This window comes from Tsukamurella sp. M9C, from assembly GCF_020169415.1.
Taxonomy (GTDB): domain Bacteria; phylum Actinomycetota; class Actinomycetes; order Mycobacteriales; family Mycobacteriaceae; genus Tsukamurella.
Genome location: NZ_JAIULG010000002.1, coordinates 1 through 25,515, shown reverse-complemented (window position 1 = coordinate 25,515; position 25,515 = coordinate 1). Strand labels below are relative to the sequence as shown.

Below are 25,515 nucleotides of genomic sequence, written 5' to 3'. Positions count from 1 at the left end.
GCGAGTTTACGTGAAAGCCTTCTCCAGCTCCGTCAACGCGTCCTCGAGGTGGTGGATGAGGCGCTGCACGTGGGGGACCGACGTCCGGCAGGCGGTGATCCCGAACTCGAGATTCCGGTTGTTCGTGCAGATGGTGATGTTCACCGCCTGGCCCTCCCACGGGATCGACGCCGGGTACACGCCGTCGAGGTGCGCGCCGTTCCAATACATCGCCTCGCGCGGCCCCGGGACGTTCGAGATGACCAGGTTGAACGGCGGACGCGCGACGCCCCGGTACCCGGGCAGCATGCCCGGCGCGAGGCCCGCGATGTTGGCCGCACTCAACGCCAACACCTGCAGCGGGGACAACTCCCCCATCACCTTGCGCGCGGCGCGCACCGAGTCCTGGATCGCGGTGACGCGGGCCGCCGGGTCGGTGAGGTCGGTCGCCAGCGTCGAGATCACCGCGCCGACGGCGTTCGACGAGGACTCGGCGCCCTCCTTGTGCAGCGAGACCGGCACCATCGCCGTCAGCGACCGGTCCGGCAGCTCGTTCAGCTCCAGCAGGTAGGCCCGGAGTGCAGCACCGCACATGGCGAGGACGATGTCGTTGACCGTGGCGCCGGCCTTCTTCCGGACCGCGTCGATCCGGTCCAGGGAGTACGACTGCGCGACGAACCGCCGCGCGCCGCCGATCGGCACGTTGAAGATGGTGTGCGGGGCCTGGAAGGGCGCCTTGTAGTCGTGGTCGCGGATCGACGTGCCCGCGACCTTCATCGAGGCGGGCAGCATGCCCAGCACCTCGCCGGTGAGGCCGCCGATCTGCTTCGCCGCGCTGAGCGGGTTGAACGGCAGGCCCCCCCTCGACGGTGCCGCCGCCGTCTCCGGCTTCCGGCGGCGCCCGAGACCGGGCTGCCATACGACGCGGCCCTCGCGGTCGTCGGGGTCGGGCGAGAGCGCCAGGGTCATGTACCGCAGCGCGGAGACCCCGTCGACCAGCGAGTGGTGGACCTTGGAGTAGACCGCGAAGCGCCCGTCCTCGAGGCCCTCGATGACGTGAACCTCCCACATCGGACGGTGCCGGTCGAGCAGGGTCTCGTGCCACAGCGAGACCTGCTGGAAGAGCTCGCGGATGCGGCCCGGCTGGGGCAGAGCGGAGTGCCGGACGTGGTAGTCGAGGTCGATGGAGTCGACCTCGGACCACCAGGTGTTGCCGAGGATCCCGACGGGGTCGGCGGGCCGGCGACCGAACTTCTCGCTCACGGCGACGTGCGAGCGCATCGTCTCGACCACGGAGCGCACGAAATCGGGTCCCGCGCCCTCGGGCGGCGTGAACAACTGCAGGCCGCCGACGTGCATCGGATGCTCGCGAGACTCCGCCATCAGGAACATCGAATCGGTCACCGGCATGTAGCTCACGACGCCACTCCCCTCTGCGGCGGCGGTGTCATCCCCGCCGGACGATGTCCACGAAGCGACGGTGGATCCGCAGATCGCCCGTGACCTCGGGATGGAAGGATGTGGCCATCGTCACACCCTGTCGAACAGCGACAACCGTACCCGCCGTCGGGCCGGCCTCCGCAGGCACCCTCGCCAGCACCTCGACGCCCTCGCCGACCCGCTCCACCCACGGCGCGCGGATGAAGACCGCGCGCACGGGATCGCCGTCGACGCCCTCGACCGCGAGGTCGGTCTCGAAGGAGTCGACCTGCCTGCCGAAGGCGTTCCGACGCACCGTCATGTCGATGGCGCCGAGGCACCGGGCGTCGGGACGGGTGTCGAGCACCTCCGAGGCCAGCAGGATCATCCCCGCGCACGAGCCGTAGGCCGGGAGCCCGCCGGCGAGCGCCTCGCGGAGCGGGTCGAACAGGTCGAAGACGCCGAGCAGCCGGCTGATGGTGGTCGACTCCCCACCGGGGATGACGATGCCGTCCACGGCGGCGAGGTCCGCCGCCGTCCGCACCGTCGTCGTGGCGGCTCCCGCCGCCTCGAGCGCGTGGCGGTGCTCGCGCACGTCACCCTGGAGAGCGAGGACTCCGATCCGTACGGTCACGGGGAGCCAGCCTAAACGGCGGCGCGGTCACGCCCGGAAGCGGTGCAGGCCCTCCTGAATGACGACGGCGACGAGCGTGCCGTCCTGGGCGAAGATTCGGCCCGCAGTGAGGGCGCGCCCACCGCCCGCGGACGGGGATGTCTGGTCGTAGAGCAGCCACTCGTCGGCGCGGAAGGGCCGCAGGAACCACATGGCGTGGTCGAGGGAGGCGACCTGGGTGTCGACGCCCGGGTGCGCAACCCGCGCGGAGCCGAGCAACGTCATGTCGCTCATGTACGCCAGGGCGCTGACGTGGATGTTCAGGTCGTCGGGCAGGCGCTTGATATGCCGGAACCAGACCTGCTGGTGCACCGCCCGGCCGACGTATGGGACCGTCTCGTCCTGCGGCACGATCCGGATGTCCCAGTCGCTCCACTCCTCGAACAGCCCGAGGCTCTCGCGGGTGGCGTTGGGGTCCTCCCGCGGGCTCAGCACCGACTCGGGGTCCTGCGTCGGCGGCATCTCGTCGGCGTGCTCGATGCCCTCCTGCCCCGGCAGCTGGAAGGAGGCCGACATGGAGAAGATCGCCTCGCCGTTCTGGACGCCGTTGACGCGGCGCGTGCAGAAGGACCGGCCGTCGCGAATGCGATCCACGAGGAACACCGTGTCGGCGTCCGGGTTGCCGGGGCGCAGGAAGTAGCCGTGCAGCGAGTGCACCTGCATGGCGTCCGGGACGGTCTCGATCGCCGACCGCAGGGCCTGGCCGGCCACCTGGCCGCCGAACGTCCGGACCAGCACCGACGGTGCGTGAATGCCGCGGAAGATGTCGCGGTCGATCTGCTCGAGACTCAGCAGCGCTTCGATGTCAGCCACGAGGGATGACTCTACTCAGGTCACCAGTCCGGATCGGTCGGTTCCGTGGTGGCGTCCACCACGATCACCGTGACGTTGTCGCGGCCGCCGGCGTTGAGCGCCGCGGCGACGAGTTGGTCGGCGCACTCGTCGATCGGCACGTCGCTCTCGAGGATCTGCCGGATCTCGTCGTCCGTGAGCTCGCCGTTGAGGCCGTCGGAGCACACGAGCAGCTTCTCGTGCGGCTGGGCCGGCACGATCCAGAAGTCCGCGTCGGGCTCCATGCCGGCACCCAGCGCGCGGGTGATCACGTTGCGGCGCGGGTCGACGCGGGCCTGCTCGGGGCTGAGGAAGCCGCCGTTGATGAGCTCCTGGACCTGCGAGTGGTCGACCGTGAGCTGCTCGAAGTAGCCCTCCGCGAGCCGGTACGTGCGCGAGTCGCCGATGTTGACCACCAGCCAGTGCGGCACGCCCTCGTAGGTGGTGAGCAGGACGCCGGTCACCGTGGTGCCCGCACGCTTGCCGGTCTCCGAGTCGATGGCCTCGATCGCGGCGTGCGCGTCACGCAGCCGGTCGACGACCTGCTCCATCACGACCTGAGCGTCGGCCGGCTCGGGGCCGAAGACCTCGGCCAGCGCCTCGAGCGCGGCCGCAGAGGCCACCTCGCCGGCGTCGTGGCCGCCCATGCCGTCGGCGAGCAGGAACATGCCGGGGCCGGTGAGCGCACCGTCCTCGTTGGTCAGGCGCACCCGACCGGGATTGCTGATGGCGACCCACTTCATGGAGACGCCGCCCTGCACCCCGTAGACGATCTCGGAGCGCGCCTCCCCCGCTTCTGCCGTCATCCGCCGAACACCTTGAAACTGCGCTGACCCATGTGCACGACGCTGCCCTTCTCCACGGCGTACCTGACTCCCTTGGTGAGCTCGGTCCACGAGTCGCCGAGGGCGATCGCGGATCCGTTGGTCGAGCCCACGTCCTCCACCCACAGTTCACCGCGGGTGATGCCGAACAGCAAGTGGGTCTTCGACACCGAGGCGGTGTCGTCGACCAGCACGTGCTTGGTGACCTTCGCCGGGTCCGCGCTGGGCGGGACGACCGGCTCGCGGCCGATGATGCCGTCACCGCGGACGTCGACCGAGTGGCCGTCGTCGAAGCGCAGGACGATCGGCGCCCCGCCCGCGGGGGCGGGCGCCGCCGGACGCGGCTGCTGGGGCTGGCCCTGCTGCGGCTGCCCCTGGAGCGGCTGACCGCCCTGGGGCGCGACCGGCCGGCCGGCGGGCGGGCCGACGGGCGGCTGGCCCTGCACCGGCCCGCGCGGCTGACCGCTGGGACCGGTGGGCCCGCTGGGCCCGCTGGGGCGCGGGGCGAACTGCTGGGGCGGCTGCGGCTGCGAGGCCTGCGCCGGCGGGGGCGCGAAGGCCGCGGCGGGCGGCAGGCCCGTCGTGGGCTCGTCGCCCTCGGTGGGCGGCGGGCCGAAGCGCGGCGGGATCGGGCGCAGGCCCGGCACGTCGTCCGGGAGCGGCGGGAGCGACGGCGGCTGCAGCCGCTCGCGCGGCTCCCCGGTCTCGACGACCTCGGTGGCCGCGCCGGCGGCGACCGCGTCGACGCGGGTCTCCTCCGGCAGCGGGGTCGGGATGCGCTGCAGGGTGTTGTCGGAATCGCCGGTCACGAGGCCGCCGAGCGGGCCCGACGGTGCGGGTGCCTGCGCGCGGGCCGGGATCGCGACGTCGGCGTCGTCGACCACGGTCGACGTGGAGGCCTTCTCGTGGACACCGCGGCGGCCACCGTCGGCGAGGATCGACCAGGCCGGGAGGTATACGAGCGGCGCCAGGACGTTGAAGACGACCGAGCGGATCGCGGACGACGGGAAGCCGATCGGGCGGTGGGAGTTCGCGTCGACCACCCTGAGGCCCGCGAGCAGCTTGCCGGGGCTGGCGCCGTAGACGCCGTGCAGCACGATCGACGCGATGATCGCGACCGCGGCCCCGACGCCGAGGAACACCCAGCCGAGCTCGAGCCCGGCCACGACGTTGACGATCAGGGCGATGGCGACCACCGCCGATGCGAGACACAGGTCCGCGATGTACGCGAGCACGCGCAACACGTTGGGCGCGGCCTCCACCTGCGACCCGCCCAGGGACGTCTGGGCCCCGTACCCCCGGGTGGCCCTGGCCGTTGCTTGGTCTGACATCCTCCGCCTCACTGCTTCCACTTCGATCCCGCGTCTGCCCGACACGCGCATCTCGACGCTAGCGCGAATCGTCGGACACCGGCGGGCGACATGCCGTTACCAGCCGCGTTCCGCCAGGCGATGCGGCTGCGGGATGTCGTCGACGTTGATCCCGACCATCGCCTCGCCCAGCCCACGGGAGACCTCGGCGAGCTTGCCGGGGTCGTCGTAGAAGGTCGTGGCGGCGACGATCGCCTTGGCGCGCTGCTCCGGGTTGCCCGACTTGAAGATGCCGGAGCCGACGAAGACGCCCTCGGCGCCCAGCTGCATCATCATCGCCGCGTCCGCCGGGGTGGCGATACCGCCCGCGGTGAACAGGGTGACGGGCAGCTTGCCGTTCTTGGCGACCTCGACGACCAGGTCGTACGGGGCCTGCAGTTCCTTGGCCGCGACGTACAGCTCGTCCTCGGGCAGCGAGGTCAGGCGGCGGATCTCGTCGCGGATCTTGCGCATGTGCGTGGTCGCGTTCGAGACGTCGCCGGTGCCGGCCTCGCCCTTGCTGCGGATCATCGCCGCGCCCTCGGTGATGCGGCGCAGCGCCTCACCCAGGTTGGTCGCGCCGCAGACGAAGGGCACCGTGAAGGCGAACTTGTCGATGTGGTTGGCGTAGTCGGCCGGGGTCAGGACCTCGGACTCGTCGATGTAGTCCACGCCGAGGGCCTGCAGGATCTGCGCCTCGACGAAGTGGCCGATGCGGGCCTTCGCCATGACCGGGATGCTGACGGCCTCGATGATGCCGTCGATCATGTCCGGATCGGACATGCGGCTGACACCGCCCTGCGCGCGGATGTCGGCGGGCACGCGCTCGAGCGCCATGACCGCGACCGCACCGGCGTCCTCGGCGATCTTCGCCTGCTCGGGGGTCACCACGTCCATGATCACGCCGCCCTTGAGCATCTCGGCCATGCCGCGCTTGACGCGTGCGGTGCCGGTGACGGGTGCGGTCTGGGGATCAGTGGTCACTGATGGGTCTCCTCGTAGCTGGGACATGTGGGGCTCCAGTATTCCCGATGACGGTGCGCGCTTCCCAGCCCGGGTCGCCGGGGCGCGCTCACCCGGACAGTGCAGACGACATGCACTTCACGACATCGTCGATACAGTGGCGGCATGTGTAGGCATCCACGCAGGGCTACGCCGCGTCCATGAGCATCACCGTCGGCGTACTTCCATTCCTCATCGACACGGATCTTCAAGTCGGACCGGGCTTCGCGCCCGAGGCCGTCGAGGACTTCGTGAACCGCTGGTCCCTGGCGCCGTCGCCGGACGGCGAGGACGAGTACCTCACTGCGGACGACATCGCGCACGGGGCGCTCCCTCGGATCAGCGCATCAACCGAGGAGTTCGTGATCCACGGTCCGGTCGCTGACGAAGTCGACATGGCGATCGACTGGATGTTCACCGTCGGGGGCACCTTCATCGACCACTCCGGCCGATTCATCTCGATCGATGCTGGGTGGCTGGAACTCGAGGACCCGCACGCCTTCGAGCTGTTCGTCGTCACAGACGCGGCAACCGCACGTGACGCCTTCGCCGCTCCTGACTGCCCTCCGGGGATCTGGGACATCCGGGACGGCTGGCAGACGGTGCCTGTGATCGTGCGCCGGCCGGTGTCTGACTGGTCTCCCGAGGTCAGTTGGAACGGATGGCGCGTGATGCTCCACGACCACGAGATCGAGGTGCAGACGGTGCCGGACCACGCCTTCTGGGGAATCCCGGTCCGTGATGTGGTGCCCGGCTACACCTATTGGGCGGAGAACTGGGCGGTGCGCGACACCGACGGTGTGCTCACGGCCGCGCACCGCGACGGCCGTGTCGTCACCGTCGAAGCCGGGGCAGGCGGCCCGGTCGTCCGATCGGAATAGGACGTCGTCGGGATCTCCCGTTTCGCGTGAGCGCATCAGGCTTCTATGCCGGGCCTGTACTCGACCAGATCACGCGCTCCTCGAGGCGAGAGTTCATCGTCGTCACGACGAAAAGCGGGTTCGCATCGAAGAAGCACTCGTAGGTCGCGGTAGCACCCTCCGAACGGAGCGTCGCGCGGTATCCCCGCGGCGTGCGGTCGGCCGGCATGTACCCACCGACACTCCTGCTCAGCCGCTGCCCCTGGTACCACAGGGACTCTCCCGCGTCGCAGATGACGAATCGAGAGCCGTTCCCTCCCTTCTCCGGGTCCGGATCCGTGACTGCGCGGTAGACGACGGTGCCACGCGATTCGCAGTTCGGGCCGTCGACGAATCCGGACCGTGTCAGCGTCGAAGCGATCGATTCGGGCGTTGGGGTGCTCGATGACGTTCCGCTTGCTTTGTCGGCGACATCGGGGCGCCCGCCTTCGTGCCATCCGGCAAGATGGCCGACGACTCCCGCAAGCATGGCCATCACTGCCGCCAGCGCCACCATCGTCAGGCGGTCGACACGCGGCGTGTGGATTCGCAAGTCCCACAGCGCGAGCCCGATCGTGGCGACCGGACCCACGAAGGTCACTAGCAGCCAGACGACTAACGGGTCGAACTCATGCCCGGTCACCGCCGTCTTGGTGAGCGCCTCCACGAGTCCGAACGCGCCCGTCGCAAGGATGCACACCGATGCCAGCGACGGATGGGCCTCGCCGAGACGGAACTGGTACGCCGCGCCCAATCTGGCTGCGTTGATCACGGCCCCCAACCAGAGTGGCAGCCCCAGCAGCAGAAGTAGTGACACGGGGCCGAGGGCGGAGGCGACGACAGGCACCGTTACGAGTGCCACCAGTGCCACGAAGGCGATCAGTGGTCCCCCGAGATTGCGCATCAACCAGAAGGGATCGACCGACGCGCGCCCGCGCGGAAGGAAGAACGACGCACAGCTGCACAGCAGGACGATGCAAGCAGCGATAAGCGCGACCTTGACGACGCCCATCACTGCGGCCTGGAAGAGCCTGTCGACTCCGATCGACGAAGAGTTCCAGTACCACGACGAGAGGGCGGCCGCGAGGCTCCCAACCACCGCCGCCGTCGTCCTCAACCGACTCGGCGTCGGCCCGTAGCGCGGCGCCATCGGACCGAACGCCCAGTTCCAACCGGTAGTGAATTGCCTTCTCAGCAACGTCGCATCCCCCGATGTGATCGAACTGCGGCCCCCACGCCGCTGCACGTAGCCTAGGCGGATGCCCCGGTCGCCGGGTCCGCGGGCTGGCGAAAGCCGCTGCCGACTATGAATCCGTGTCCACCGCGGACAGGGTTTCATAGGCGGTCAACCGCTCAACAGTCGAACATCGCGTCCAACACCATCGGCCTCACCACTGACCGGGGGTCAGCGGGTCCAGACGGAGCGGGCGGGCTCCGACGAGACGGCGCGGCCGTCGCCGCGGGTGATCACGAGGCCACCGGAGCTCACGGTGTAGATCGTGTCGTCCTTGTCCTTGCCCTTCGCATCGCGATTGACGGCGCGGAAGACGCCGGCACCGTTTCCGGTCGCGGTGAGCGTGATACCGCTGTTATCCCCGGAGATCTGCGCGCCGCGGTAGGTGAACTCACCGGCGGAACCGCAGATCACGACCCGGGAGCCGCCGCCGTTCGCCTTCGACGTGAGCAGCGCCAGCTGCAGCGTCTCACCGCCCGCGCACCGCGCCGGGCTCCCGACGAAGCCGTAGGCGTCCGTGCCCGGGACCGTCGGCGCCGAGGCGGTTTCCGAGGCGCCCGTCGGCGCCGCCGACGTGGCTTGCGCAGACGTCTCCGCTGGCGCGGTAGTGCCCGACGGGACAGGCGTGCCCGTCGGATCGGCCGACGCGGAGTCCCCACCCCGGCCGAACGCCAGGTAGCCGACCACCAGGAGCGCGATCACCAGCACCGCCACCAGGGCCGCCAACGCCCACACGCGGCCGTTGCGCGCCGGAGCCGTCCCGGCGCCCACGCCCCCGACGGCCGTCGACGCAGGCACCGGCGTCCCCGCGAGCCCCTGGGCCGGCACGGGAGGCGCGGCGTGCGTGTACGCCGAGGGCGGAGTGGGCGGCGGGGTCGGCCGGATCACGGTGGGCCCGGCCCCCACGTGCGGTGTCGGCGCCGGCGCCGAAGACGGGGCGGTCAGCGCAGCCCGGAATGCCCGAGCTAAGGCGGCGTTGTCGGGGAACCGGTCGCGCGGCTGCTTCGCCAGCGCCCGCTCGAAGACGCGGGCCAGCCCGGGCGGGATGCCGGCCACCCGCGCAGCCGGGTCCGGCACGGGCGCCTGCAGGTGCGCCATCAGAACCGAGCTGGGCGAGCCGGGGCCGTACGGCGGTGTGCCGGTGAGCAGCTCGAACGCCGCGCAGGCCAGCGAGTACTCGTCGGCCCGGTTGTCCAGGGGATTGCCCTCGATCACCTCGGGCGCGAGGTAGGCCATGGTCCCGACGGCCACGCCGGTCGCCGTGAGCGAGCTGGCCTCGTCGCTGGCCTTGGCGATCCCGAAGTCCGCCAGCTTCACCCCGACGGGCCGGCCCGGCCGCACGGGCGCGAGCAGGATGTTGCCCGGCTTGACGTCGCGGTGCGTCAGACGGCGTTCGCTCCACGCCCAGTCCAAGGCGCTCCCGACCTGCTCGATCACGTCGGCGACCATCGCGGGCGGCAGCGGGCCGCGCGTCCGCAGGTACTGGGCCGCGTCCTCGCCCTCGACGTACTCCATGGCGAGCCACAGCCGGCCCTCGTACTCGCCGCGGTCGTGGATCGTGACGATGTTCGGGTGCCGCAGGCCGGCCAGGATGTCGGCCTCGCGGAGGAAGCGCGTCGCGAAGCTCGGGTCGTCGCCGAGCTGCGGCCCGAGCAGCTTCAGCGCGTCCTGCCGCGGCAGCCGCGGGTGCTCGACGAGGAAGACCTCGCCCATGCCGCCCGCACCGAGGCGGCGTACCACCCGGTATCCGGAGATCTCCTTCGGTTGCATCGCGCCTCCCTACTCGATCACGGCCGGCTCGCCCGGCGCCTTCCCGGACGCGAACGCGCTCCGCACATCGGGGATCAGGTCGGCGAGCGCCGCGGGGTAGACGGGGTCCGCGAGCACCCGGATCTCGTCGGGGGTGCACCAGCGCATCTCGTCGAGCGTCCGGCGTTCCAGGTCCGTCCAGCCCGACGGTGCCGGGTCGAACCGCTCGCACTCGACGGCGAAGAAGTACTCGACGGAGTCGATCACCTCGCCGTCGAAGGAGAAGACCGCCTCCCGGCGGTAGAGCGGGCCGACGAACGCCGACGGCGCGAGCACGCGGCCCGTCTCCTCCCGCAGTTCGCGGGCGGCCGCGGCGCGTAGGTCCTCACCGCGCTCGACTCCCCCGCCGACGGTGAACCACCAGTGGCCCGCGGGCCGCGTTCCCTCCGGGACGGGCTCGTGGCCACGGACGACGAGCACGGCACCGTCGGGGTCCACGACGATGACCCGGGCCGAGACGCGCCGCTCGTCGTTCACGGCGAGCAGCGCCGCCGGGAGGATGCCGCCCCGGTCGACGATGTCGAAGTACTGCGGCATCGGCGCGGTGCCGCCCAGGTACAGCCAGCGCACGAACCGGCGGCCGCGCAGGGCGCGGGTGTCGCGGACGGCGTCGTTGTGGAACCGGCGCGCCATCGTCACGCGGGTGTCGGCGTCGGCGATCTCCGCGACGAGCGAGCGCGGCAGGGTCTCGATGTCGATCGCACCGATGGCTCCGGAGAGCCGGTTCTCCATCGGCATCCGGTCCTCGGGGGCGGCGTTCTCGGCGCGGTCGGCGGCGGCGCGGAGCATCTGCCCCTGCTCGGGCGGCAGCGTGGCGGCGACCGCGCGGGCGACGGCGGACCGTCGGGCGAGGGCGGCGTCGAGCGCGGCGAGCGAGAGGTCGACCCGCACGTGCAGCCGGTCCAGACGGTGCGCCGTCTGGTAGGCCAGGGCCGCGACGATCAGCACGGCCATCACGATCAGGCCGATGACGAGCACGGTGGTGGCGGTGAGATTCAGCACTGCGGCCCCCTTCAGTCGTCGATCGACACGACCACGCCGGGTACGGCGACGGTCTCGTACACGCGGATGACCTGCTCGGCGACGACGGACCAGTCGTAGCGCCACACCACCTCGGAGGCGTGGGTGACCAGCTCGGCGCGGCGGAAGTCGTCGTCGAGCAGCTCGACGATCGCGCGGCCGAGGGCGGCACCGTCGCCGACCGGGAACAGGCGGCCGGCCTCGCCCCCGTCGAGGACGCGCTCGAAGGCGTTGAGGTCGCTCGCGACGACGGCGGTGCCGGCGGCCATCGCCTCGACGAGGACGATGCCGAAGCTCTCGCCCCCGAGGTTGGGCGCGACGTAGACGTCGGCGGAACGCAGCGCGGCGGCCTTCTCCTCGTCGGTGACGGCGCCCATGAGCCGCAGGTGCTTCGCGTACGGGCCGGCGTCGCGCAGGAGCTTCTCCGAGTCGCCCCGGCCGATGACGAGTACCTCGACGTCGGGCTGGGCCGCGACGATCGCGGGCAGCGCCTCGAGGAAGACGGCCATGCCCTTGCGCGACTCGTCGTACCTGCCGAGGAAGAGCACCGTCTTACCCGGTCGCGGGTAGCCGGGCAGCGGATCGCCGTCGGCGAAGGCGCGCACGTCGACGCCGTTGGGGATCTCGATGGCGTCGGATCCGAGCGATTCCATCTGCCAGCGACGGGCCAGCTCGGAGACCGCGATCTTGCCGCGGATCTTCTCGTGCGACGGGCGCAGCACGCTCTGGAAGACCGAGAGCACCAGCGACTTCTCGGTCGACGTGTGGAAGGTGGCGACGATGGGACCGTCGGCGATCGCCAGCGCGAGCATGCCGAGGCTCGGCGCGTTCGGCTCGTGCACGTGGAGCACCTCGAACCCACCCTTGCGGATCCACTTCCGCAGCCGACCGAAGGCCTTGGGCCCGAAGGAGAGCCGGGAGACGGAGCCGTTGTACGGGATCGCGACGGCCTTGCCCGAGGAGACGGCGAAGTCGGGTAGCACCGTCTCCTTCGAGGACGGGGTGAGCACCGAGACCTCGTGGCCGCGCTCGATGAGCACCCGGGCCAGGTCCACGACGTGCGCCTGCACCCCGCCCGCGACGTCGAAGGAGTACGGGCAGATCATCCCGATCCGCATCAGCGCACCTCGGGACCCTCGCCGAGGATCCGGTCGCGCCGCGCCTGCGACCAGTCGGACTCCCACAGGGGCTGCAGCATGTGCCAGTCCGCGGGATGCTCGGCGATGTTGCGCTCGAAGGCGTGCGCGAGCTGCTGCGTCGCATCCTCGATGCCGCCGGAGACGTCGATCGGAGCCTCGGACCGGAAACCCCAGGCGTCGCCCTCGAACCAGCAGTGCACCGGCAACAGCGGCGCGCCGGTGTCGATCGCGAGCTTCGCGGGGCCCGCGGGCATCCGGGTGCGCTCGCCGAAGAACGTGACGGGGACGCCGTGCCGCGTGAGGTCGCGCTCGGCCAGCAGGCAGATCGGGCGGCCCTCGCGCAGCCGCTGCGCGAGCGCGGGCATGGGCGGCTGCTCGCCGCCGGACAGGGGGAAGATCTCGAAGCCGAGGGACTCGCGGTACTCCACGAACCGCCGGAACAGCGATTCCGGCTTGAGCCGCTCGGCGACGGTGGCGAACCGGCCGTACTTCTGCGCCAGCCACACTCCCGCCATGTCCCAGTTCCCGCTGTGCGGCAGGGCCAGCACCGCGCCGGTACCGGCGGCCATCGCGTCGTGCAGGCTGGGCGTGTCGACGTACTCGTCGAGCCGCGCGCCGAGCTCGACCAGGTCCATCGAAGGCAACCGGAAGGACTCCCGCCAGTACCGCGCGTAGGACCGCGAGGACTCCTCGATCAGGCTCTGCGGCACCGCGTCCGGGGTGGTGCCGAGCACACGCGCGAGGTTCTTGCGCAGCTGGGTGTTGTCGCCGCGCGCGCCGATCCGCCCGCCCACGTCGTCGATGAGGAACTTGGCGGCGAACTCCGGCATCCGTTTGGCCACGGCCCAGCCGGTGCGGTAGGCGAGGTCGGCGGCCTCCTCGCGCGGATCGATCACGCCTGGTCCTCCTCGTGCTGCGCTGCCGCCTGCGGCAGCGGCAGCAGGTCGGTGGCGCCGGGCGAGCGGCGCACGGTCAGGGCCCGCTGGAGGACGGTGACGATGCTGGTCACGGCGAGCAGCCACATCGCGACGTGGATCGCCCACCAGAGCCCCAGGCCGGTGAAACCGGCGCCCACGAGCACGATGATGAGGCGCTCCGGGCGCTCGATCCAGCCACCGTCACCCTTGAGGCCCGAGGCCTCGGCCCGCGCCTTGGCGTAGCTGATCACCTGCGAGGTGACCAGGCAGATCAGGGTGGCGATCAGCAGGTTGTAGCGGTTGTCCTCGGTGAACACGGCCCACCAGGCCAGGCCGGCGAAGATGGCACCGTCGGCCACGCGGTCGCAGGTGGCGTCGAGCCAGGCCCCGAACCGGGTGCCGCCGCCCCGCACCCTGGCCATGGCACCGTCGAGCATGTCGAACATCACGAAGAACCAGATGATCAACGTGCCGACGAACAGATGGTCCGTCGGGAAGAGCCACAGGGCCGCGGTCACGGAGCAGGCGGTGCCGAAGAGCGTCACGGCGTCCGGCGTCAACCCGGTCCGGATCAGCACTTTCGCGATCGGGTGGGTGACCTTGGAGACCGCCTCACGACTGAAGATCGACGACACTGCTAGACCTCCTCCCAGGCCTTCGCCATCAGCGCCCGGGTCTGTCCGAGGAGCTGCGGCATCACCTTAGTGCCCGAGAGCACCGTGATGTAGTTCGCATCGCCGGGCCACCGCGGCACGATGTGCTGGTGCAGGTGCTCGGCGATCGAACCGCCGCCCGACCGGCCCAGGTTGAAGCCCACGTTGAACGCCGCCGGCCGCGAGATCCGCTTGATCACGCGGATGGTCTTCTGGGTGAGCTTGATCAGCTCGAAGGCCTCGTCGTCGGTGAGGTCCTCCAGCTCCGCGACCTGCCGGTACGGCACCACCATGCAGTGGCCCGGGTTGTAGGGGAACAGGTTGAGCACCACGTAGCAGTGCTCGCCCCGGGCCACGATCAGCCCGTCCTCGTCGGCCAGCTTGGGGATCTCGAGGAAGGCCGTGCTGCCCTCCGGGACGGGAGGGGAATCGACGAGGTAGCGCATCCGGTACGGCGTCCAGAGCCGCTCGATGCTCTCGTCACCGTCGCCGACCCCGAAGTCGGTGTGCGCGCCGCGCGCGTCGCCGTCCGTGGCGTCCGTCATCGATTCCTCTCCCCCTGTCGTCCCTGCGGTCCCGGTCAGGCGATGCCGACGGTGGCCTCCGCCGGGCCCAGCAGCTCGGCGGTCGGGGACTCGTTGCGGCGCGAGTGGACCCAGTGGACGATCCGCTGCACGGCGTCGTCGACCGACACCTGGTTGACCTGGGTGCCGTCGCGGAACCGGAAGCTGACCGCGCCGGCGTCGCGGTCGGTCTCGCCCGCGAGCAGCATGAAGGGCACCTTCTGCGTGGTGTGGTTGCGGATCTTCTTCTGCATCCGGTCGTCGCTGTGATCGACCTCGGCGCGGATCCCGTGCTTCTTGAGTTCGCGGATCACCGTCTCGAGGTGGTCCCCGAACTGCTCGGCGACCGGGATGCCGACCACCTGCTGGGGCGCCAGCCACGCGGGGAAGGCGCCGGCGTAGTGCTCGGTGAGCACGCCGAAGAAGCGCTCAATCGAACCGAACAGCGCGCGGTGGATCATCACGGGGCGCTGCTTGGTGCCGTCGGGCGCGGTGTACTCGAGCTCGAACCGCTCGGGCAGGTTGAAGTCCAGCTGGATGGTGGACATCTGCCAGGTGCGGCCGAGGGCGTCCTTCGCCTGGACGGAGATCTTCGGGCCGTAGAAGGCGGCGCCGCCCGGGTCCGGCACCAGATCGAGCCCCGAGGCCTCGGCGACCTGCTGGAGCGTCTGGGTGGCCTCCTCCCACACGTCGTCGGAGCCGACGTACTTCTGCGGGTCCTTCGTCGACAGCTCGAGGTAGAAGTCGTCGAGGCCGTAGTCCTTGAGCAGCGAGAGCACGAACTCGAGGGTCGTGGTCAGCTCCTCGTGCATCTGCTCCTTGGTGCAGTAGATGTGGGCATCGTCCTGCGTCATGCCGCGCACGCGGGTCAGGCCGTGGATCACGCCGGACTTCTCGTACCGGTACACGGAGCCGAACTCGAAGAGCCGCAGCGGAAGCTCGCGGTACGAGCGGCCGCGGGCATCGAAGATCAGGTTGTGCATCGGGCAGTTCATCGGCTTGACGTAGTAGTCCTGGCCGGGCTTGGTGACGTTGCCCTCGTCGTCGTACTCGGCGTCGAGGTGCATGGCCGGGAACATCCCGTCCTTGTACCAATCCAGGTGGCCAGAGACCTCGTAGAGCGTGCTCTTGGTCAGGTGCGGGGTGTTGACGAAGTCGTAGCCGGCGTCGATGTGCCGCTGCCGCGAGTACTCCTCCAGCTCCTTGCGGATGATGCCGCCCTTGGGATGGAAGACCGGCAGGCCGGAGCCCAGCTCGTCCGGGAAGCTGAACAGGTCCAGCTCGGCGCCGAGCTTGCGGTGGTCGCGCTTCTCCGCCTCGGCGAGCAGCTCGAGGTACTCGTCCATCGCCTCGGGCGACTCCCACGCGGTGCCGTAGACGCGCTGCAGGTCCGCGTTGTTCTGGTCGCCGCGCCAGTACGCCGCGGAGCTGCGGGTCAGCTTGACCGCGGGAATGTACTTGGTGGTGGGCACGTGCGGGCCGCGGCACAGGTCGCCCCAGATCAGCTCGCCGGTGCGGGGATTGAGGTTGTCGTAGGCGGTGAGCTCGGCGCCGCCGACCTCCATGACCTCGCTGTCGTCGGCCGCGCCCTTGTCGTCGATGAGCTCGAGCTTGTAGGGCTCACCTCCCAGCTCGGCGCGGGCCTCGTCCTTGCTCGCGTAGACGCGGCGGCTGAACTTCTGCCCCGCCTTGATGATCTGCTTCATCTTCTTCTCGAGGCTCTTGAGGTCCTCGGGAGTGAAGGGCTCGGCGACGTCGAAGTCGTAGTAGAAGCCGTCCTTGATCGGCGGGCCGATGCCCAGTTTGGTGCCGGGGAAACCGTCCTGCACGGCCTGCGCGAGGACGTGCGCCGCCGAGTGGCGGATCACGCTGCGTCCGTCCTCCGTGTTCGCCGCGACGGCTTCGACCTCGGTGTCGGTCTCGGGGATCCAGCTCAGGTCCTTGAGGGTGCCGTCCGTGGTCTTGACGACGACGACGGCCTCGGGGCCCTTGTTCGGCAGGTCCAGATCGCGCATGGCTGCCCCGGCGGCGATTCCTGCCGGGACGACGAAGGTGGTGCTCACAGTGCTCCTAGTCATGTAGCGGGCGGCATACCTGGCCGCACGCGGTTGTCAGTGGATCCGATCCTATCGGTCACCGCGCGTGCCGCTCGCCGGAGGCGACGCTCAGGCGAGCCTCGTCCGCCGCTCGTCCGGCGTCTGCCGAGGGCAGCTGAGGCACTTCGCCATGCCGGGGCACAGGTAGAGCAGGCAGCACGAGCCCCGTCGCACGACGGTGCCGCGCCCGGGCACCTCCTCGAACCGCGCTGGTGGGGCCTCGGGACCGCACGCGCGCAGCAGCCCGTCGGCGACGGTCCTCGGATCCGCCGTATCGAGCGATGCGGAGGCGATCGAGTCGGTCGCGATGGCCCAGAGGGACCGCTGCGAGGCGCCCGACTCGCGCGCGATCTCGGGGATCAGGCGGCGGCAGGCGCGCGCGAGACCGCCGCCGGGGTCGTCCGACGGTGCCGTCTCCCTCACCTCGGGCCAGCCTCCGGCCCCGGACCGGACGACCGCCGCCCCGGCGTCCCGGCCGGCGACGGCCACGCGGGCGAGCGCTCCCGACAGGGCGTACCAGTACAGGACTCCGGCGACGCGGTCGTCGGGGGCGGCGACCGAACGCCGGAGGTCCGCGATCACCCGAAGATCGGGCTGGCGAGCCAGGGCCAGTGGATGCCGAACCAGCCGCCGATCATCGCGGCCGCGCCCAGCAGCCACACGGTGGCCAGCACGATGAGGCAGGTGCCGACCCCGAAGGCGCCCTTGACGACGATGTTCTGCCGAGAGAGCCACGCGGCGAAGCGGTCGTAGCGTTCGCGGGCGAAGCGCAGAAGCCGGTGCGCCCACTCGAATTCCGTGGCGAGGATGCCGAGCCCGGCGAAGACGATCAGCCAGCCCGGCCCCGGATACGGGATCGCGATGATGCCCGCGATGAGCACGACGCCGCCGACGACGCCGACGCAGATCCGCCAGGCGAGCGAGCCGTGCCGGGACGCCTTGATCCGTGCGCGCCACGCGCGCGGACCGCTCCGCGGCAACTCCTTCTGCTGGTCATGCATGGTTCCACGGTACCGGCGTCAGCCGGCGACCTCCTCGAGCAGCGGGAGCGCGACGGCGTCCGCGATCGCGGGCGCGACGGCCTGCAGCTCGGCGTCGAGGATCTGCACCGCGACGCCGAAGGCCTTGGCCACGGCGCCGGTATCGCGAGACCCGGTCTCGGTGACGCGGATCCGATCACGGTCCGCGGGCTCGAGGTATCCGGGCGGAGCGCCGGTGCGGGCGCCCGCGAGCGCGATCAGTGCGTCGCGCAGGCCGTCGAGGGCGAGCGCAGCTGCCGGTCCGTCGCCGCGGAGCAGCGCCGCGCGGGTGCGCAGCGCGGCGAGCCAGGCGGGTCCGACCAGGTCCGGGTGGCCCGACGGTGCCGTCGCCTGCGGCCCGGCGGGCCCGAAGACCTGATGGAAGGGCTCGCCCGGCCGGGGGCCGAACCGCGCAGCCGGCACGACCGCGATCCGCGCCGTCAGAAGGTCGGGAAGCAAATAGACGGTGCCGCCCGGATCCGCGGTGTGGTGGATCGCGCCGAAGTCGCGGTACATCAGCTCGGTCCATCGTTCGCGGAGGTCGGCTATCGCGACATCCGCTGCGGCGGCGAACATCAGGTCGATGCCGGTGAACGCGTCGAGTGCTCCTGCCGCCGCGGCGCCGACCACGGCCCCGGCATGAACGCCCTCCGTCGCCTCGGCGGCGGCGATGAGGCGGTTGCCGACATCCTGTCGTTGCATCGCAGTGAACATGACGTTCACGATAACGGGTCGATCGGAACGTCGCGAAACAGTGGAGGACAGCTCGCACATCCACTTGTGCGGATCGGATCTTTAGCGTGCCTAGATTGCCATTCATCGCGCTTGCGCTCGTCATTCACGGCGACCCCAATCGGTTACGAATACATCGATTGAGCAGCGGCCTTTGATCGCAAAGGAGTGGAACGGGTTCTGTTAGAACTCATTGGATTTCGCTACTGCGTAGTAGCCAGAATCGCTTTGAACGAATAGCTTCGAAAGCTATTGGGAAACCGTGGAAATACTGATAACTTCAGAACTCCCAGGAGATGCACAGGCGCCGCTTCAGGCACTCGCACCGAGCGCAGACGCCTCTATTTTCTGCTGGGTCCACATCCCTACCGACCGGCGCGCTCGATCGAGCGTGCCGAACCTTCATGAACCGGAGGTCCTCCCATGTCCCCTACCTCACCCAAGCACGCCCGGAAGACGGTGCGCCGCAGCGCCGTTGCCGCCACCGCCGTCGCGGCCGCCGCAACACTGACCGTCGCCACCCCGGCGACTGCGAACGCGGCACCGACCGGCATCCCGCAGGTCGACGCGATCCTCGGCGCCGCCCCCCTCCTCCCCGGCGGCATTCCGCTGGTGACGATCCCGATCGTCGCGCCGCAGATCAACCAGGGCGTCGCCGCCTGGAACCAGATCCCCGTTCTCAGCGGCCTGATTCCGGTGAGCAACACGTCGGGCCCGATCGTCTCGACCGCTCAGGTGCCGGGCGCGCCGGCCGGTTGGGTCGGCCTCGGCCAGCAGGACACCTTCACCGTCGGTGCTCCGCTGGGCCTCGGAGGCCTGTCCAGCACCACCTACGGCCTCGTCGGTCTCGGCCCCGGGCTCGGAGTCGGCAGCGTCGGCGGCAACATCACCAACATCAACGGCCCGCTGGGCAGCTCGCTGGGCCTGAACACCTCGCTCAGCGCGATCACCGCGGGCGGTCTCACCACGTGGACCCCGTCGCTCGGGCTCAACGCCACCGCGCCCCTGGGCCTCGGTGCGGCGAGCGCGACGATCGTGCCGGTGAAGGTGACCTACGGTGCCAACACGTTCATCGTGGGCCTCCCGGCGATCAACCTCGGCCTGACCACCCCTCTGGGCGGCGGCAACCTCGTCCTGAACCTCGGCAGCATCGGTTTCCAGAACGGCCAGCTCGTTCTCGTGACCCCGAGCCTCTCGGGCGCGATCACCACGCCGCTCGGCGGCGGCACCGTCGGCGTGACGCCCGGCACGATCACCGTCGGAACCGGCGGCCTCACCGTCGACGCTCCGGACGTGACGGCCGGCGTGAACGTCGGCAATGTCGTCACGGCAGGGCTCAACGTCAACGGTGGCGGCGGCAGCATCACCCCGGCCGGCGTCTCGGTGACCGGTCCGTCGGGAACCGGCACCGTCTCGACGCCGGTCGGCGGCGGCACCGTCACGGCCAGTACGGGCAGCGCCTCCGCAGGCGCGAACGGCGTCTCGGTGACCGGCCCCGCCGCGAGCGGCTCGGTCACGACCCCCGTCGCCAGCGGCGAGGCCTCGGTCTCGACGGGGTCGGCAACCGTTGCGCCCAACGGCAACACCACGGTGACCGGCCCGAAGGCCGAGGCCGAGGTCACCACGCCGGTCGGCAGCGCGAGCGGCCACGTCGAGACCGGCAGCGCGTCGGTGAGCCCGAGCACCGGGTCGGCTTCGGTGACCGGCCCGTCGGGCGGTGTCGAGACGACCACGGCCGCGGGCACCCACGGCGTCGAGGCCGACACCGGCTCGGCTACCGCCAGCTCCAGCGGCGTCAGCGTCACCGACACCCCCTCGGTGGACGTGCACTGATACCGGCATGACGACCGCGCGGCGGCCGGGGCGTTCACGCCCCGGCCGCCGTCGGCGTACCTTTCGACCATGAGCACCGACTGGCGAGAGCGCACCGTCGAGCAGATCCGCGGCCTGATCCTGGAGGCCGAGCCGGACGCCGTCGAGGAAGTGAAGTGGCGCAAGCCGTCCAATCCCGATGGCGTGCCGACGTTCTCGCTCGGCGGCCTGCTCTGCACGGCGGAGACCTACAAGGACAAGGTCAAGGTGACCTTCGCCAAGGGCGCCTCGATCGACGATCCCGACCGGCTGTTCAACGCGAGCCTCACGGCCGGCACCCGCCGAGCCATCGACATCACGGAGTCCGACGTGCTCGACGAGACAGCCTTCCGCGACCTCGTCACCCGCGCGGCGGCGCTGAACCGACCCTGACCCGCGGGCCGGTGCGCCGCTACGACTTCTGGATCTCCTCGGCGAGCATGACAATGATGCCGCTCGGTCCGCGGACGTACGTGAGCTTGTAGATGTCTTCGTAGACGCCGACGCCGCGCAGCGGGTGACAGCCGTGCTTGGCCGCGATCGCCAGGGCCTCTTCCAGATCGTCGACGGAGAACGCGACACGGTGCATGCCGATCTCGTTGGGCAGCGTCGGCTCCGTCTCGATCGCGTCGGGGTGGATGTACTCGAACAGCTCGATCCGCCCCTGGCCGTCCGGGGTCTGCAGCATCGCGATCTTGGCGTGGTTCCCGTCGAGGCCTACGGCGGTGTCCGTCCACTCTCCGCTGACCGTCTGCCTGCCGATCACCGTGAGTCCCAGATCGGTGAAGAACGCGATCGTCGCTTCCAAGTCGCGCACCGCGATCGCGACGTTCTCGAGTTTGATGGCCATGGTTCCGAGGCTATCGATCGTCGGCGCCCACCGCAGGTGACATGGCAAGCTCACCAGGATGGATGTCGAGCACCGACTCAGCGGGTCGCGGACTGCGCTCGTCATCGTCGACGTCCAGGGCGCTTTCCCTCGGATCGCCTACGCCGCGGACGGCGTCCTCACTCGCCTTGCTTCCGTACTCGCGAGGGCCCGCGCGGGCGGTGCACACGTCGTCTTCACGCGCCAGCGGTTCGGCGACCGCATCCCGGACATCGTCCCGGCAGTCGCCCCCACCGACGGCGAGGTGGTCATCACCAAGGATTCGCCGGACGCCTTCGGCGGGACGGGCCTGCCCGAGATTCTTGCGGCTGCGGACATCACGTGCGTCGTGATCGCCGGGTTCGCGACAGAGGCGTGCGTCGACTCGACTACGAGGAGCGCGCTGTCCAGGGGCCTCGACGTTGTCCTCGTATCGGACTGCCACACGACGACGATCGACCGTGGAATGGATCCGGTAGAGGCACCGGATGTGATCGCGCACTACAACGCGACCTTCGCCCGTCTCGACTACCCCGGCCGCTCGATCGTCGTCGTCCCCGCCGAGCGGATCCGCTTCACCTCGTAGTGCGGTTCACCGCAGGGTGCGGATGACGCTCGTCGCGGTGGCCGTCGCCACCGTCGTTCCCTTGGCGTCGACGAGATGTCCTTCGAGGAAAGCGATCTCCCGTCCCCTCTTCACGACCCGCCCGTGGCCGACGAACGTGCCGGGCAGTGCCGGCGCCAGGTACTGCACCGTCAGGGACACCGTCGGCGCGAACTGATCCGGCTCCAGCGTCGCGACCAGGGCCGGCCCCAGGGTGTCGTCGAGCATCGCGGCGACGAAGCCTCCCTGGATCGACCCCACCGGGTTGGTGAAGCGCTCGTCGAGCGCGAACCCGATCTCCAATGTCCCCTCGTCCGGATCGACCGCCCGGAACGTCCACCCCATGAGCGCCGCCGCCGGTGACGGCGGGGTCTTTCCGTTGATCGCGTCCCAGAGAATGCCCTGTCGGTCGAATGTCATGCGGTCACCGTCTCACGACGGTACGACATCATTGCTCCCGGCAATGATCAATCCCGGGGCGGTGCGGCAGCAATATCGCCCCGAAGCCCGTCCGCTCCAGCCACCATGGCCCGGGGTCACGATATATTCTCTTTAAAGTTTCACGGCCAATGGCGACAGTAGGAGGCGGGTGTGGCCCCGATGAACAACATCCCCACGCGTGGGCGTCCTAAGCGGCGCCAGCTGCCCGACGAGGTGGCCAGCTACGTACGCGAGCAGATAATGTCCGGCATCATGCGCCCTGGCGACTTCCTCCGGATGGAACCGATCGCGGAGGCCGTCGGGGTCTCCATCACGCCGGTGCGCGAGGGGTTGCTGACACTGCGCAGCGAGGGATTCGTCACCCTGGTTCCGCGCCGAGGCTTCCAGGTGGCGAAGTTCACCCGGCAGGACGTTCGGGACCTGTTCTGGGCACAGAGCCGCCTGGCGGGAGAACTCGCCGCCCGCACCGCGAAGAAGGCGACCCCCGAGCTCGTGGACAGACTCAGGGAGATCAACGCCGCGACAATGGAAGCCGCGGCCGCCGGTGACACTGAGCGGGTGGCCGATCTGGGCCACTCCTTCCACCGGGAGATCAACGTGGCAGCGGACTCCGACCGGCTCGCACGAGTCCTCGCCGGGGTGGTCAATCACCTGCCCAACCAGTTCTACGCCTCCATCGAGGCGCACGTCGAGGCTGCTCGTGCGCAACACCTTGAACTACTCGACGCTTTAGAGGCACGGGATGCCAAGAGCGCGCGCAAGGTCATGGAGGCGCACCTCGTGGACAGCGCCGACCACGTGATCGCGATGCTCGAGAAGGCCGGGCTCTGGGCGGAAGTAGCTCCCGAGTGATCCGGCCCCACGGCTGCCCGGGCTCGTCGCCGTCGTAGCCGTCCACATCCATCCGGGCGCCCTGCAGCTCGACGTTGAAGAAGGAGCTCGCACGGCCCGGGTTCGCGGATGGACACGTGCAGTCCGGAGTGATCACCGGCGCGACGACCCGGCACTACCGCCCCGTGCGGGCAAGGAATTCGACCACGACTTCACGACGGGATTAGGCACACAACTCTCGTCGGTGGGGTCACAAGCGGGTCACGCTCCGCCCGAAAACGAAAAAACCGCCTGTCACCAGGCGGTTTCTCGGTGGTCCTAGCTGGGATCGAAACGTACAGTACAGGTCGCGGGCACATCGACCCGACCAGGGCGAGTAGGCGGTCTAACTGCATATTTGCGGCGTTCTCCCCGGCAACCCGATGGTCAGGTATTGACAGGTTGCCGCCACTCCAGGTGAAGACATCGAACCATTTCAGGCCCGCGTTTGCGTCGACTGGGACGACGATCTCAGCGCCGGGCCTACCGTTGAGTTCGATGAACCACGCCGTCATCGCCGCGATGAGCGGGGAGGAGCGGTTGTAATCCGCGGCGACGCGGATCTGCCGGCCGGTCGCCAGTCGTATCACCAACTCCTGCATAGAAGTTCCGCGGACCCAACCTACCGGATCAGGACGGCGATCACCGTCCACGTCCACAGCCCCCAAGTCCAGACAGGTACTTGTGTCGCTGCACGCGGACACCGGCGGATCCGGATACCCCGGATCCGCAACTGCAGACGACGACACCACCTCCGTCCCCGCAGCGTGACCTACCTCGGCACACCCCGGCACCAGACAGGCACCGACACAGCCGCAACAGCTACTACCGCGTCACGAAGAACCGACCCACACCGCTTCATGCCGAACCGACCTCATTATCCTCGTAACGCCAGCACTGTGGGCGCTGGCTCTTGTTCGCTCTAGGTGGCATTGGCTGTCCGACGTGCATCTCGTTAACGCTCGCTTTGAGGTTAGCTACGAACGGAATGACCCTCTGATCCTCATCGCCATCAGCGCGGGCCGCCGAGGGGCCGGAGAGTCGTTCAGCGGCCCGGAAGCCCCTCGGAATACAGGGCGTGAAGCCCGTCGTAGGACTAGCGCTCAGCCGTGTGTACTCGCGACGAGACACACCTGAGACTATTCTTGCAAACCGTCCAGAGTTCGCAAGAGCTCGCGTCGATACTTGGCCTGCATCATCAAGGGATAATCTGAGTGGTTGCGAACTCATTCGGGAGGGTGCGTAGTGCACTTATGAGTCCGCTACCCAGTATTCAGCCGTCGTCGACAGACACGATCTCGCTGCATTCACCCCCGCTCGAACGGCGGCGCACCCAGATCTCTTGAGTCTTCAAGCCAGTCTTCGGGTAGAGCAACCGAATCGAAGGCGCCGCCGAAGAGTGACACGAGGTATGCCACCAACCCCGCGGGTTCATAGTCGATCGCAGACAATTCCGTGAACACCACCGGCCACTTGTTCGGGTCGGCGTCGGTCACCCGCCAAAACCCTGTTTGAGTACCGCTCGCGCCACCCCAGGCCAGATACTGGTCGGATTCCGTGCCGACGGCAGCACGTCCATCGGGAGCGCCTGAGAGATTTACCGATTCAGGTCCGCGATTTGCAATCCGATGGAGGATTTCCACCAGATCATGCTGCGCCCCAGACTCTTCAATCCACTCAGGTCCGTTGACTGTCAGGTCACCCCAGAATGTTCCGGGCCCGTAGGTGCTAATCAATTCCTTGTAGTCGTCTGGGAGCTTTCCGATTCGAGCTTCGACCTCGTCCCAGCGGACAATCTCAGCCGGCTCAATCGGGGGAGGGACTAGCCGTGTCAGTTGAGTGATATCCATTGATTCTCCTAGGGGATGTTCTCGATCGGGTCATCGATGTCAAGACCACCGCCGCGGGCTGTAACTTCGATGCTGGTTGGCGCCGAGTCCTCGCCATTGCCATAGATCGGGGTAACTGAATACTTTACTGGAATCTCAAAATCAACTATCTCACGGACATCGTCCTCGTGCTGCCGCATCCTCTTGTTCGCTGTTTCGGTGATCGTGAATATGTTACGTCCGTCGTCACCCATACCTCCAAGTTGCGCCGCGTGTGCGTGGCCTCGCTGCAGTTCGCCCTTGGTCCATGCTTTGGCTGGGTCCCAACCAGGGGGAAGTACCGTACGCTTCGCCGCGGTCCCTTGTTTCACCATATCCTTGGTTACGAGCGCCTCGATGCCGGTCGCAGCTCGTCCGTTGAGGGCCTTGTACGTGACGTACCCGCCGTCGGCCCAGGTGACTGTTCGGTTTCCGTGTGCGTCAACGATGTCACTCACAACGTTCGGGTATTTCGGATCTCCGACGAGAGTTTTCGGCAGGGGGTAGCCGTTCAAAGGTCCGGGTGCGCCAGACCGATCATCCTCTCCGTCACCGTCTCCCGCGACGTCAACGTCTGCGTTGCCGCCGCCACTGTCTCCTGGGGTGCCGTCCCCGCCGTCTCCGGTGCTGGCGGTGATGTCGAGGCCGGGTTTGCCGGGTGTGGTGGTGAAGGGTTTGTAGGTTTCGCTGGGCTGGGGTTCGGTGGGGTTGGTGGTTTCGCTGGGTGGTGTGGATCCGGTTTCGAGGGGGTTGTTGTGTCCGGGGATTCGGATGCTCTCGCCGGGTTGGTCAGGGTTGGGGACGGTATTGGGGTTGGTGGAGGGTGCGGGGATGGGTCGGACTGGTGTGCCCTTG

General features: G+C 69.3%; 27 protein-coding genes. 5 read left to right on the top strand and 22 right to left on the bottom strand.

Features of this window, described 5'->3' with window-relative positions; all coding sequences use genetic code 11:
* Positions 1-6: 6 nt before the first annotated feature.
* The 6 genes from LB823_RS01415 to pdxS form a co-directional block, all read right to left on the bottom strand.
* Positions 7-1,389, bottom strand: a complete 1,383-nt coding sequence (locus LB823_RS01415) for a wax ester/triacylglycerol synthase family O-acyltransferase (protein WP_224645188.1) — start codon at positions 1,387-1,389, stop codon at positions 7-9.
* Positions 1,390-1,426: 37 nt separating this feature from the next.
* Positions 1,427-2,032: a pyridoxal 5'-phosphate synthase glutaminase subunit PdxT gene (gene pdxT, locus LB823_RS01410; RefSeq protein WP_224644975.1), complete on the bottom strand. Its 606-nt coding sequence runs from the start codon at positions 2,030-2,032 to the stop codon at positions 1,427-1,429.
* 27 nt (positions 2,033-2,059) lie between these two features.
* Entirely contained in the window at positions 2,060-2,884 is an 825-nt protein-coding gene (locus LB823_RS01405; protein ID WP_224644974.1) for an acyl-CoA thioesterase II, read from the bottom strand.
* Positions 2,885-2,904: 20 nt separating this feature from the next.
* On the bottom strand, positions 2,905-3,708 hold the full coding sequence (locus LB823_RS01400) for a PP2C family serine/threonine-protein phosphatase (protein WP_224644973.1): 804 nt from the start codon (positions 3,706-3,708) through the stop codon (positions 2,905-2,907).
* Complete coding sequence (locus LB823_RS01395) at positions 3,705-4,961, bottom strand: RDD family protein (RefSeq protein WP_308011409.1); 1,257 nt, start codon at positions 4,959-4,961, stop codon at positions 3,705-3,707. The genes LB823_RS01400 and LB823_RS01395 overlap by 4 nt, the downstream gene beginning before the upstream one ends.
* Before the next feature lie 192 nt (positions 4,962-5,153).
* Entirely contained in the window at positions 5,154-6,086 is a 933-nt protein-coding gene (pdxS, locus tag LB823_RS01390; protein ID WP_224644971.1) for a pyridoxal 5'-phosphate synthase lyase subunit PdxS, read from the bottom strand.
* Between the two features lie 152 nt (positions 6,087-6,238).
* On the opposite strand from pdxS, the gene LB823_RS01385 reads away from it, so the two are divergent.
* The gene (locus LB823_RS01385) at positions 6,239-6,958 is read left to right on the top strand and encodes a hypothetical protein (RefSeq protein ID WP_224644970.1); all 720 of its coding nucleotides are present in this window, start codon (positions 6,239-6,241) and stop codon (positions 6,956-6,958) included.
* A gap of 43 nt (positions 6,959-7,001) precedes the next feature.
* Here LB823_RS01385 and LB823_RS01380 read toward each other — a convergent pair whose 3' ends face one another.
* From LB823_RS01380 to LB823_RS01330, 11 genes are all read right to left on the bottom strand, one after another.
* On the bottom strand, positions 7,002-8,126 hold the full coding sequence (locus LB823_RS01380; protein WP_224644969.1) for a hypothetical protein: 1,125 nt from the start codon (positions 8,124-8,126) through the stop codon (positions 7,002-7,004).
* Between the two features lie 255 nt (positions 8,127-8,381).
* The gene (locus tag LB823_RS01375; RefSeq protein WP_224644968.1) at positions 8,382-9,980 is read right to left on the bottom strand and encodes a serine/threonine-protein kinase; all 1,599 of its coding nucleotides are present in this window, start codon (positions 9,978-9,980) and stop codon (positions 8,382-8,384) included.
* Positions 9,981-9,989: 9 nt separating this feature from the next.
* On the bottom strand, positions 9,990-11,018 hold the full coding sequence (locus LB823_RS01370) for an NUDIX domain-containing protein (RefSeq protein ID WP_224645187.1): 1,029 nt from the start codon (positions 11,016-11,018) through the stop codon (positions 9,990-9,992).
* A gap of 14 nt (positions 11,019-11,032) precedes the next feature.
* Positions 11,033-12,157 (bottom strand): glycosyltransferase family 4 protein, encoded by a 1,125-nt coding sequence (locus tag LB823_RS01365; RefSeq protein ID WP_224644967.1) that lies wholly within the window; start codon positions 12,155-12,157, stop codon positions 11,033-11,035.
* On the bottom strand, positions 12,157-13,071 hold the full coding sequence (locus LB823_RS01360) for a phosphatidylinositol mannoside acyltransferase (protein ID WP_224645186.1): 915 nt from the start codon (positions 13,069-13,071) through the stop codon (positions 12,157-12,159). The genes LB823_RS01365 and LB823_RS01360 overlap by 1 nt, the downstream gene beginning before the upstream one ends.
* Positions 13,071-13,730: a phosphatidylinositol phosphate synthase gene (pgsA, locus tag LB823_RS01355; protein WP_224644966.1), complete on the bottom strand. Its 660-nt coding sequence runs from the start codon at positions 13,728-13,730 to the stop codon at positions 13,071-13,073. The genes LB823_RS01360 and pgsA overlap by 1 nt, the downstream gene beginning before the upstream one ends.
* 2 nt (positions 13,731-13,732) lie before the next feature.
* The gene (locus LB823_RS01350; protein ID WP_068525168.1) at positions 13,733-14,293 is read right to left on the bottom strand and encodes an HIT domain-containing protein; all 561 of its coding nucleotides are present in this window, start codon (positions 14,291-14,293) and stop codon (positions 13,733-13,735) included.
* A gap of 35 nt (positions 14,294-14,328) precedes the next feature.
* The gene (gene thrS / locus LB823_RS01345) at positions 14,329-16,326 is read right to left on the bottom strand and encodes a threonine--tRNA ligase (protein ID WP_224645185.1); all 1,998 of its coding nucleotides are present in this window, start codon (positions 16,324-16,326) and stop codon (positions 14,329-14,331) included.
* A gap of 150 nt (positions 16,327-16,476) precedes the next feature.
* Positions 16,477-16,989 carry a (2Fe-2S)-binding protein gene (locus LB823_RS23955; RefSeq protein WP_224644965.1) on the bottom strand — a complete coding sequence of 171 codons (513 nt, stop codon included), beginning with the start codon at positions 16,987-16,989 and terminating at the stop codon, positions 16,477-16,479.
* Complete coding sequence (locus LB823_RS01335; protein ID WP_224644964.1) at positions 16,986-17,408, bottom strand: TIGR02611 family protein; 423 nt, start codon at positions 17,406-17,408, stop codon at positions 16,986-16,988. Before LB823_RS01335 ends, LB823_RS23955 begins: the two co-directional genes overlap by 4 nt.
* A gap of 18 nt (positions 17,409-17,426) precedes the next feature.
* Positions 17,427-18,128: a hypothetical protein gene (locus LB823_RS01330; RefSeq protein WP_224644963.1), complete on the bottom strand. Its 702-nt coding sequence runs from the start codon at positions 18,126-18,128 to the stop codon at positions 17,427-17,429.
* A gap of 453 nt (positions 18,129-18,581) precedes the next feature.
* Between LB823_RS01330 and LB823_RS01325 the strand changes: the two genes are divergently transcribed.
* Both LB823_RS01325 and LB823_RS01320 read left to right on the top strand, forming a co-directional pair.
* Positions 18,582-19,991: a hypothetical protein gene (locus LB823_RS01325; protein WP_224644962.1), complete on the top strand. Its 1,410-nt coding sequence runs from the start codon at positions 18,582-18,584 to the stop codon at positions 19,989-19,991.
* 69 nt (positions 19,992-20,060) lie between these two features.
* Complete coding sequence (locus LB823_RS01320; protein WP_224644961.1) at positions 20,061-20,402, top strand: DUF1801 domain-containing protein; 342 nt, start codon at positions 20,061-20,063, stop codon at positions 20,400-20,402.
* Between the two features lie 19 nt (positions 20,403-20,421).
* On the opposite strand, the gene LB823_RS01315 is transcribed toward LB823_RS01320, so the two are convergent.
* The gene (locus LB823_RS01315; RefSeq protein ID WP_224644960.1) at positions 20,422-20,859 is read right to left on the bottom strand and encodes a VOC family protein; all 438 of its coding nucleotides are present in this window, start codon (positions 20,857-20,859) and stop codon (positions 20,422-20,424) included.
* A gap of 58 nt (positions 20,860-20,917) precedes the next feature.
* Between LB823_RS01315 and LB823_RS01310 the strand changes: the two genes are divergently transcribed.
* Positions 20,918-21,463 (top strand): isochorismatase family cysteine hydrolase, encoded by a 546-nt coding sequence (locus LB823_RS01310; RefSeq protein ID WP_224644959.1) that lies wholly within the window; start codon positions 20,918-20,920, stop codon positions 21,461-21,463.
* 6 nt (positions 21,464-21,469) lie between these two features.
* Here LB823_RS01310 and LB823_RS01305 read toward each other — a convergent pair whose 3' ends face one another.
* The gene (locus LB823_RS01305; protein ID WP_224644958.1) at positions 21,470-21,901 is read right to left on the bottom strand and encodes a PaaI family thioesterase; all 432 of its coding nucleotides are present in this window, start codon (positions 21,899-21,901) and stop codon (positions 21,470-21,472) included.
* A 180-nt stretch (positions 21,902-22,081) separates the two neighbouring features.
* On the opposite strand from LB823_RS01305, the gene LB823_RS01300 reads away from it, so the two are divergent.
* On the top strand, positions 22,082-22,774 hold the full coding sequence (locus tag LB823_RS01300; RefSeq protein WP_224645184.1) for a GntR family transcriptional regulator: 693 nt from the start codon (positions 22,082-22,084) through the stop codon (positions 22,772-22,774).
* A gap of 191 nt (positions 22,775-22,965) precedes the next feature.
* Here the strand turns inward: LB823_RS01300 and LB823_RS01295 are convergent, their stop codons facing one another.
* The 3 genes from LB823_RS01295 to LB823_RS23895 all read right to left on the bottom strand — a co-directional run.
* Entirely contained in the window at positions 22,966-23,394 is a 429-nt protein-coding gene (locus tag LB823_RS01295) for a hypothetical protein (protein ID WP_224644957.1), read from the bottom strand.
* Between the two features lie 705 nt (positions 23,395-24,099).
* Positions 24,100-24,642 carry an SMI1/KNR4 family protein gene (locus LB823_RS01290; protein ID WP_224644956.1) on the bottom strand — a complete coding sequence of 181 codons (543 nt, stop codon included), beginning with the start codon at positions 24,640-24,642 and terminating at the stop codon, positions 24,100-24,102.
* Between the two features lie 8 nt (positions 24,643-24,650).
* On the bottom strand, positions 24,651-25,515 hold an 865-nt coding region (locus tag LB823_RS23895; RefSeq protein WP_304941258.1), incomplete at its 5' end, for a DNA/RNA non-specific endonuclease.